This is a genomic window from Nostocoides vanveenii, assembly GCF_039531165.1.
Lineage (GTDB): Bacteria > Actinomycetota > Actinomycetes > Actinomycetales > Dermatophilaceae > Nostocoides_A > Nostocoides_A vanveenii.
In genome coordinates, this window is the sequence record NZ_BAAAPN010000087.1 from 1 (window position 1) to 8,480 (window position 8,480).

The window sequence follows — 8,480 nt, forward strand, 5'->3', positions numbered from 1 at the left end:
AGCCCCCATGGGCAGATCCCATGGCCACCACCGGGCAGTTCTCATGACCGTCAGCGGGCAGGTCTCATGACCGCCACTGGGCAGTTCCTACTGGCCCTTGACATCCCTTGAGGTAATGATGGTGGACGCGGTCGCGCTGACCACGTGCACTCCTCGCTTCCAAGACTTCTTGCACCTTGTCAAACAGGTCTTGGTCAACAATCGCGGGGTGTCGACCGGGGAACGTCTCGCCTTTGTATACAACGAGACCCGTGTAGTACGGGTCGTGGAGCATGCGCGCCAACTGGCTGGCAGCTAGCGGCTGGGCAGGATTGCGTCGGCTCGGCCGGGTGGTGAGACCCTGATCGGCCATCGTGGCGTAGAGCCGGTCGATCGAGTACTCGCCGGTCGCGTATAACTCCCACGCAACACGAATGAGCGGGGCGCGCTCGTCGTCGAGGCCCACGGTGTTGACGAGCCGACCGTCGTGTTCGATGCGGATGTTCTTGTAGCCGATCCGGGCACGGCCGATGGTGCCGCCGTTCTCTGCCTTGTGCTGCATTTTGACGCGGATGTCCTCGCCGCTCATTCGGACTTGGACTTCGTTGATGATGTCCGTAACGGCCTCCATGGCGTCGGCCATGATGCCGTCGCCAAAGTCTTCCTTCGCGCTCACGAGCCGGATGCCAAGCCGCTCCAATTTGCGCTTGGTCAGGACCGCATCGCCGAGGTTTCGGAAGGCGCGCGAGCGCATGTAGATAATTACGTAGTCGACGCCGGGGTTCTCAGCGAGGTAGGCGAGCAACTGCTTGAAGACGGTGCGCTTCTCGATCGTCTGTGCCGACGTGCCCGGCTCAACGAACTCACGCTCAACGTTCGCATCGAGCTTGTCTGCCTTCCCAGCGCAGGCTTCTCGCTGGGTGGCGATGGAGTTGCCGTCGGGGTCGATGTCTGCCGCGGTGTCGAGTTGCCGCTTGGTGGAGACGCGCAGGTAGGAAACAGCACGCTTCGGTGCTTCTAGGGGTTCCGCGGTCACGCTGCACTCCATTCGGGCGAAGGCCAGGTTGAGAGCCGGAAGTATCGGTTGGCGCTGCGTTGGCTGCGAGCAGGTGGGGCACAGCGAGCCATTGGTTCCGTCAGCCCGAGTTGGGCCAGCCGGACTTCGGCGGCCCTTGGTGAGACGTCGAATAACTGGGCAAGAGCCTCGGGGCTCTGGCGTCGGTTGCCCCAAGCGCGCTTGACCAGCAGCTTGGGCATGAGTGCGCAGCCAGCAAAATAGTCGGCGGCTTGCTCGGCCTGCTTGGCGGTGTCAGCGCTGCGGCTGCCGGTGTAGAGCCGCTCAAGACTGCCGTGATCCAGGATGTGCTTGTACTCATGCAGCAGGGTGAAGCGCTGCCGCGCTTCGGGTTCGCGGAAGTTCAGCGCGATGACCCATTCCTGCCCGTTCCAGTAGCTCATGCCGGAGGTCGGCAGGACGCGGCGGACGACGCGGATGCGTGGCAACTCGGAGATGGCTTCCTCCGGCAGTGCCTCGCCTCGTACGTCGAGCAGTTCGCGCAGCCGACTGGCTTGCAGTTCGGCCACGCGCAGGGCCTCGGAAAAGGTTAAATTTCGGTTCGGCACAAGGCGACGCAGGGTTGTCAGCGTTGAGCGCCTCATTGGTTCGTCTGTCGTCGATTGCTTATTCATGGGCTCGTCCCTCCTTTCGTTTGTTGTCATATCTTCTTTGTAGGTTTGCTCTTATGCCTCGTCCTCGCCAGCCTTCGGTCCGCTGCCGTGCTCGGCTTGCAGGCGCTTCACGAAGTCCTCGACCTCGTTGACAGCTTCGGGTGGTAGGTCTCGGTATTTAGCCCGCATGTATGGCCGCAGACTCGGGAGCGCTCTGGTGACCGGGTAGCCCGCCATGGTGAGCAGATCGGCTACCGGGACACGGATTTCGCTGGCAATGCGGTCGAGTACGTCGGCCTTGGGTGAGGCGACCTTGCCTTGCTCGAGCCGGATGATCTGTGCCTGGTCGATCCCGACCAGGGATGCTAGCCGCCGGATCGACAGGCCGGTTGCCTCGCGGTGTTTGCGGATATGTGCGCCGAGTTCGGCTGCTTGCGTGTCGTCCATCTGGAGCCCTGTCCTTTCGTTCGTTCTACTCCCCATTTTACGCCTCCTGTTGCGGAAACGCAGCACCAATTGTCTATTCCACAACGTCAGGAAAGCCTTTCCTGACGGTTACGGATTTGCGTTGAAGATCCACACCCCGCCGCCGTCTTTGTGCATGACGGTGATGTCTCCGGACAGCCAGGCATCCTGCGCCCACTGGCCGGAGTCGAGCCGCACGTAGCGCGCCAGGTCGCCGACCTGCTCCTGGGCAAGCCGTTCGATCGCCTCCCGGCTGCCGCTCTCCTCCATGAGGAGCTCGGCCCAGGCCTCCGGCGAGTCGTACTCGCCGAGGTAGGCGTCCTCGAAGGCGGCGAGCATGTCGGGGTCGGCGTCGTGGAGCTCTGCCCAGGCGGCGAAGGCCGGGCCGTGCTGCTGGATGCCGCGGGCGACGGCCGCAACGATGGTGAGACTCTCGTACTCGCCGGGCTTCCAGTCCCCGAACTCGTCGTAGTCGAAGATACCGAACTCCTCGGCGACCTCTCCGGTATCGGCGGCGGTGGGCGACGCGGCGAGTATCCGCCGGACGTCGGCGGTGAGGGCTTCGTCGTCCTGGGCAGCACGGATCCAGTCGCCGTGCAAATGGCCGTAGTTGTAATCAAGGAGGCTGCCGACCCAGATCTTGGGCTGCATCGCGGGTTCCTGCTCGCGCCCGTGGTCGATGGTCTCCGATTCGTGTTCTGGCGCCTGGTCAGCGCCGGGTTGGTGTTCGTGGGTCATGGTTGGCCTCCTTCCTGTTACGTGGGTGTGAGTGGCAGGGGCGAGCGAGTGAAGGAGAAGCGACTGCTCCTCAACTTCGACTCGCCGCCCCTGCCGGTTGCTCCCGAGGGGAGCGGTTCATCCAGCGCAGCCAGCCGACATCGGCTACTGCTGACCACCTCCGCTCCGCCGACGAGCGCCGGGCTTGGGCTCGTCCGTGTCAGGCGCGGGCTCCGGGACGCCGCCTCCGAAAAGGGCGACGATTGCGGCCCTTCGGGCGGTGACTTCGTCCTGGAGGGCATCGAGTGCGCTCCCGGCCCGAGCGGTGAGTTCCGGCGTGGACTTGGCGGCGTCGAGACGCTGCTGGATCGCTTCCCGGATCTCGTCGGTGAGGGTGGTGCCGCGCAGCTGAGCGATGAGGCTCAGCTGGGCGTGCATGGATGGTTCGAGCCGGATGGCGAGCGTCTTGACGCCGCTTCGGCTCTTCTCGGTCATGTCCTGGTCGGACATGAGCGTCACCTCCTCGGTGCGGGCGGTATACCGACTGCGCAGGTTTGCGCCGTCTGACAGATATGCCGCGTGACACCGACGAGACGGTGGAGTCGGGGGGCGACCTCACGATGCGCCTCCCCGAGTCGTCGCAACCTTCGCCCCGTTGGGCGCGTACTCGGCGATGCGTTGCTCGGCTTCGGCTGCGAAGTGGGGTGAGAGTTCGATGCCTGCCCAGTCGCGTCGGTTCTCAATCGCCCCGAGTGCCGTGGTGCCTGCTCCCATGAACGGGTCGAGGACGAGCCCGGGCTCGGCTGCTGTGCCGCACTCGCAGGTCGGTCGCAGATCGCCCCGCCCGGAAACCTCGCGGCTGCCTGCGGCAGTCTGGAAGATCCCTCGCCGGTATGGCAGACGGCAGACCAGGCAGCGGGCTTCCGGGCAGCCGGCCCGGATGGCCAGTTCGGCGAGGGCGACTGGGAACGTGGCGTGGTGGCTGCCGCGGTAATTGCTGGAGGGGATGCGGAGGACATCGCCAGGGTTTTTGCCCAACGAGTGCCCAACGCGGCCGAGGTGCTTCAGGCGGACCAGGCCAGTGGCGTCGTCGGTGTTCGGGCCCCGCCACTGTTCGCGCTTGGTGCGTACTGGTCGCCCGGACCGCGCCGGCCCAGCTTTAGAGAGATGCGGTACCCGGATGGCGTCCAGGTCGAAGAAGTAGCGGTCCTGCTTGGTGAAGACGAACAGCGCCTCCCAGGTACACGTCAACCGGTCGGTGACGGAGTGCGGCATGGGGTTGGCCTTCTGCCAAACAATCTTGTTCCGGAGCCGCCAGCCGTCTGATACTAGGGCGAGCGCCAGTCGTTCTGGCCCGAGCAGCAGGCTCTTGCGTGGAGATCCCTCGCGTGCGTGCGTGCTGTAGGTGTCGCTTACGTTGAGCCAAAACGTGCCGGTCGACACCAGTACACGCTTGACCTCTACGGCGACATCCACGAGTTCGCTCACCCACTGATCGACGTGGCCTTCGAGGCCGAGCTGGCCGCGAGCGTCGTAGTCGCGTAGCCGGAAGTACGGCGGGCTGGTCAGCACCTGATCCACTGAGCCAGTCGGCAACGTCCGGAGCGTCGCCAGGGCGTCCCCGACGAGGATCTGGCCGCGAGGAGTCGAGGTGCGGTCAGTCATGGGAGCCTCCCGCGCCAATGACCTTCGTCAAGGAGGCCTGCGTGGTGGCGACGAACAAGCGAGCGTCGAGCGAGTCGTCGCGCCCTACGGCCTCACGGAGCCTCTCGGCTGCGGGGTCGTTCGTCATGGCCCAGACGACCATCGGAAACCCTTCGCCCTCGCTGCGGGCGGCTTCTTGGTAGCGGCGGCACTTGCCCATGAGCCGGGCCAGGTTCTCGGTGCCGAGATCAATCTCAATGAACCAGCGCAGTTCGTAGTCCGGGTCGGCCGGGTCCAGCGTGATGACGTACAGGTCGGGCTTGAGCACCTCGCGGCTACCGCCAAGCCCGGTGTAGGCCCGCCAGCAGTCAGGCTCCAGGTCGACACGTTCCAGCGCGAGTGCAGTCGCTCGGTCGGCCTGGACAAGCCCGAGATGAGCGTCGGCAACGGCCAGTGAATGGCCGAGGAAGAGCTGCGACGGTTCGTGCGCACGCCTGCGGTGGCCGCCAAGCAGTCGCTGTCCGATCGGTCCGACATGCCAGACGTAGGAGGCTGAGCCAGCCCGGATGCCGCCGATCCGCCGCTCCAGCGGCTGCAGCACACGCTGGTCAGCCAGCCGCCGCAGGACCCGTCGACAAACCCGGGCAGCCGTCAAAGCAGAAGCATGATCGTGGAAGAAAAAACCTTCGATCTGCCGAGTGGCGAGGTAGCGGTGGTCGGCGACGAGGCGGACAACTCCCCAATCCCGCTCACACATCGAAGACTGGGCCAACACGACTCTGGCTCGCTGCTCCGAGTGCGGGGCTCGGACGGTAGGACTCGCGCAGCATCGCTGGCAGTCACACGGCGCGGCGGGCCGAGGCGCCCCGGCCGCGCATGGCTGATGGGTTGTCGTTGAGCGGACACGCGAAGCCGGAACGGAATGGGCGCCGAACCGGTCGGATAGGCCGGTCTGCCAAGGCCTTCCGCGCCCCGAAATACTGACTCTGTCGAGGCCCTGGTGCGAACCCGGCTGCGGGTGTACGTTCCTATAGTCAGCAACACCGGGGACAAGGGGAGGTAATTTTCCATGCATTTCCGTCGACGGATGTACGCCATCTTTGCCAGCGCAGTATTGGCTATCCTGGCGAGTTTCAGCGTTGCTCAGGAAGCTCAGGCCGCGGTGGGCGACTGCCCGAGCAGCTACATGTGTGCCTGGAACGGCACCAACTACAACGGTGCCCGATTGCAAATCCAAGGAACCAACCACAATTGGGGTGTCTTCAGCGAGCCGAACTGCGGGAAGTACTTTACGTGGAATGACTGCGCGAGTTCCTTGTACAACCACACCTCGAATTCCTGCTTCCGCTTCTACGCGAACGCTGACTTCATCGGCGGGTATCACACGCTGAAACATGGCGACCTCATCGCCAACCTGGGCTCGTGGGCTTATGACAATGTCATCTCCTCTGACATCCAATACACGACCTCCGGCGGTTGCTAGCCAGAAGCCTTCGCCAGGCGAGGCTCGCTAGCGCTGCGCTGGCGAGCCTCGCCCTCATGTCAGGGTGCCAAGCAACCGAGATCCAACCGTCGCTACCGCTGGCGCCCGGCGAGGTCTGGAAGCTGAGCGTCGGAGACTTGGCCACTGGCGATGTCGCCTATTGGAGGGTCGAGACTTGGCGGGAGCAGGTACAGAACGCGCTGATTGAGCGGTGCGTTCATAGCGACGGGGCCGAGGGCTACACACCGACGCCCATCGTGCCTGATGCCATGGCCGCCGCCCTAGGTGACCCTAACTATGCATCCCGATCGGGATACGGGATCGCTGCTGCCATGCAGGCAACGCAAAACAGCCACGAGAATGCGGACTTAGATCGAATCCTGCTTGGGAGCGACACTGGCATGCTGCAGGTAACGATGCCCGGGTCATACACAATGATGGTGCCTCGATCCGGGTGTTTCGCGCGCGCCCGTGAGGAACTGGGATCTGGCGACATCATTTCATGGGCACGGGTCGAGTACCTACCGGAGCAACTTCAGTCATGGGTCGTTTCGACTACCCCTGAGACGGCTGCGATGAGAGAGGCTCAGGCAAAGTGGAGGTCTTGCGTGGCTGTAGCAGGCTACAGAGTCGAGAAGCCTTCCGATCTCAGACAGGCCCTCCAAGCATCGGCACCATCGATTCCGAGCGCATTCCCGACTTCCGACAGCTTCGCCTCTGCGGAGGTAGCGGCAGCTGAGACGGATCTACGTTGTCAAGATGTCAGCAACCTTCGGACTGCCTCGGCTACTGCCTACGCCATACGGGCCGGCCAACTTGATCAGGATCAACACACCCAAGGAGTGGCCGTTATTCAGTCGATCCGGAACGCTGCCCTCTGGGTAGCCAAGAATCAAGGCAAGTGACCCTCCCAACGTGGCAGGCTCAGCCGAGCCAACGCTGCTGCCCTAAGGTTCCGTGACGTGACCATCTCGACCCCGCTGCGCCGGTCAGCCGCAGCCATCGCGACCCTGCAGCTAATTCTCGTCGGGTCGCTGCTCGTACTGCGGTGGCGGGATTGGCTGAGCACGCCCAGTCTGTTCCAGGACCTGCGGGTCTACCGGGATGGGGCCAATGCCTTGCTGAGCGGCAGCGACCTATACGTAGCCCGTACCTCCGGACACGGCCAACTGGTGTTCACCTACCCGCCCTTTGCCGCCGCGGTGTTCGCATTCCTGGCAGTGGTCTCCTGGCCGGTCGCGGCAGCCGCGATGCTCCTGCTCTCTGGGTTGTCCTACTTCGCGTTCACCGGCGCCCTGGCGCAACAACTGCGCTGGAGTCGCCGCGCGTCCCTCGCCGCCGCCCTCATCGGCCTGCTAGCCGAACCGGTGCTGCGGACTGTGCAGCAGGGACAGATCAACCTAGTCCTGGCCGCACTGGTCGTCCTCGACGCGTTCATCCTTCCCGCCCGTCTCCGCGGAGTCCTGACCGGCCTGGTGGCCGGAGTCAAGCTGATACCCGCGGTCTTCGTGCTCTACTACGTAGCCCGCAGGGACTGGCCTGCGGCCGCCCGCGCTACCGTGACTGGCGCAGCCACCATCGCGATCATGTGGATGATCGCGCCCACCAGCAGCCAGCATTACTGGACCGTGCTGCTCCTGGACCCGACACGATCAGGCGGCGGGGGCTACCCTGACAACCAATCCCTGGCCGGTGTCGCTGCCCGGATTCTGCACAACGACCAGCCCTCTATTCTGATCACCCTGCCGCTCCAAGTCGCCGCATTGCTGCTGGCCTACCTCGTTGCCCGGCGGCTCGTCGCGCGCCACCAGGAAGTCGGCGCTTTGACCGCGGTCGCCGTCGGAGGCCTGCTAGCCTCCCCCGTGTCCTGGTCCCACCACTGGATCTGGGCCATCCCCATGGTCATAGTCCTCATCGACCAGGGCCGACGCATCACCGCTGCCCTCTGCGGAGGTGCCTTCGTGATAGCCCCCCTCACCCTCTCCCCGCTGGGCTGGCTGCACGACACACCGCGACCGTTGTGGATACTCGCCACGCTGATCATGCCCCTGACCGGCCTTGCCTGGCTGACCCGCATGGGCCACGCCCCATCAGGGCCGGGTCAAGCCAAAGTTGGACCAACCTCCGTCTCCGAACGGGTCCGTCGCCGGCAAAGCACACCGGTCTAATGGTGGTCCGAGGTTCGGACCATTGCTGAAGCCTGAGCGCGTCGCGCTCACCCACACTCAACGGCGAAGAGCCGTTTATGTTTAACGGCCTCTACGGCTCGCGCGCCGCATCTCCACCCCCGCCCGAGCCAACACATCCTGCACCGTCGTCTTCGGGAACCCCAGCTCCGCAGCCACCTCCCGGATCGTCAACCCCACCTGGTAGCGACCAACGCACTTCTCCACCTGCTCAGCCGTGAGTGACTGACGCCTGTGGACGGCGCTCGAAAACTGGTCGGTTCCGGCGTTCGAGAAGTGAACGGTTTGGTCAGTCTATTGAGCCCTGCTCGGCTTTGATGCTGGGCAGGGTGTCGATG

The 8,480-nt window shown here is 64.4% G+C and carries 9 protein-coding genes; 2 read left to right on the forward strand and 7 right to left on the reverse strand.

Features of this window, described 5'->3' with window-relative positions:
• Positions 1 to 64: 64 nt before the first annotated feature.
• From ABD209_RS15820 to ABD209_RS15850, 7 genes are all read right to left on the reverse strand, one after another.
• Complete coding sequence (locus ABD209_RS15820; RefSeq protein WP_344067931.1) at positions 65 to 1,015, reverse strand: recombinase family protein; 951 nt, start codon at positions 1,013 to 1,015, stop codon at positions 65 to 67.
• Positions 1,012 to 1,668 carry an ImmA/IrrE family metallo-endopeptidase gene (locus tag ABD209_RS15825; protein ID WP_344067933.1) on the reverse strand — a complete coding sequence of 219 codons (657 nt, stop codon included), beginning with the start codon at positions 1,666 to 1,668 and terminating at the stop codon, positions 1,012 to 1,014. The genes ABD209_RS15820 and ABD209_RS15825 overlap by 4 nt, the downstream gene beginning before the upstream one ends.
• A 51-nt stretch (positions 1,669 to 1,719) precedes the next feature.
• Positions 1,720 to 2,094 (reverse strand): helix-turn-helix domain-containing protein, encoded by a 375-nt coding sequence (locus tag ABD209_RS15830; protein WP_344067935.1) that lies wholly within the window; start codon positions 2,092 to 2,094, stop codon positions 1,720 to 1,722.
• Positions 2,095 to 2,202: 108 nt separating this feature from the next.
• Complete coding sequence (locus tag ABD209_RS15835; protein ID WP_344067937.1) at positions 2,203 to 2,850, reverse strand: antirestriction protein ArdA; 648 nt, start codon at positions 2,848 to 2,850, stop codon at positions 2,203 to 2,205.
• A 144-nt stretch (positions 2,851 to 2,994) separates the two neighbouring features.
• Positions 2,995 to 3,339 (reverse strand): hypothetical protein, encoded by a 345-nt coding sequence (locus ABD209_RS15840; protein ID WP_344067939.1) that lies wholly within the window; start codon positions 3,337 to 3,339, stop codon positions 2,995 to 2,997.
• A 105-nt stretch (positions 3,340 to 3,444) separates the two neighbouring features.
• Positions 3,445 to 4,494, reverse strand: a complete 1,050-nt coding sequence (locus ABD209_RS15845; protein WP_344067941.1) for a DNA-methyltransferase — start codon at positions 4,492 to 4,494, stop codon at positions 3,445 to 3,447.
• Positions 4,487 to 5,548 (reverse strand): replication-relaxation family protein, encoded by a 1,062-nt coding sequence (locus tag ABD209_RS15850; protein WP_344067943.1) that lies wholly within the window; start codon positions 5,546 to 5,548, stop codon positions 4,487 to 4,489. The genes ABD209_RS15845 and ABD209_RS15850 overlap by 8 nt, the downstream gene beginning before the upstream one ends.
• Positions 5,549 to 5,560: 12 nt before the next feature.
• On the opposite strand from ABD209_RS15850, the gene ABD209_RS15855 reads away from it, so the two are divergent.
• Both ABD209_RS15855 and ABD209_RS15860 read left to right on the forward strand, forming a co-directional pair.
• Positions 5,561 to 5,956 (forward strand): peptidase inhibitor family I36 protein, encoded by a 396-nt coding sequence (locus ABD209_RS15855; protein WP_344067945.1) that lies wholly within the window; start codon positions 5,561 to 5,563, stop codon positions 5,954 to 5,956.
• Positions 5,957 to 6,918: 962 nt separating this feature from the next.
• Positions 6,919 to 8,124, forward strand: coding sequence for a glycosyltransferase 87 family protein (locus ABD209_RS15860; protein ID WP_344067947.1), 1,206 nt, complete (start codon positions 6,919 to 6,921; stop codon positions 8,122 to 8,124).
• The last annotated feature ends 356 nt before the right edge of the window (positions 8,125 to 8,480 follow it).

What these genes read in the sequence shown, in the direction of transcription:
- ABD209_RS15855 (WP_344067945.1), top strand. Translation starts at nt 5,561, where the DNA reads ATGTACGCCATCTTTGCCAGCGCAGTATTGGCTATCCTGGCGAGTTTC.
- ABD209_RS15825 (WP_344067933.1), bottom strand. Translation starts at nt 1,668, where the DNA reads ATGAATAAGCAATCGACGACAGACGAACCAATGAGGCGCTCAACGCTG.
- ABD209_RS15840 (WP_344067939.1), bottom strand. Translation starts at nt 3,339, where the DNA reads ATGTCCGACCAGGACATGACCGAGAAGAGCCGAAGCGGCGTCAAGACG.
- ABD209_RS15835 (WP_344067937.1), bottom strand. Translation starts at nt 2,850, where the DNA reads ATGACCCACGAACACCAACCCGGCGCTGACCAGGCGCCAGAACACGAA.
- ABD209_RS15850 (WP_344067943.1), bottom strand. Translation starts at nt 5,548, where the DNA reads ATGCATGGAAAATTACCTCCCCTTGTCCCCGGTGTTGCTGACTATAGG.
- ABD209_RS15845 (WP_344067941.1), bottom strand. Translation starts at nt 4,494, where the DNA reads ATGACTGACCGCACCTCGACTCCTCGCGGCCAGATCCTCGTCGGGGAC.
- ABD209_RS15830 (WP_344067935.1), bottom strand. Translation starts at nt 2,094, where the DNA reads ATGGACGACACGCAAGCAGCCGAACTCGGCGCACATATCCGCAAACAC.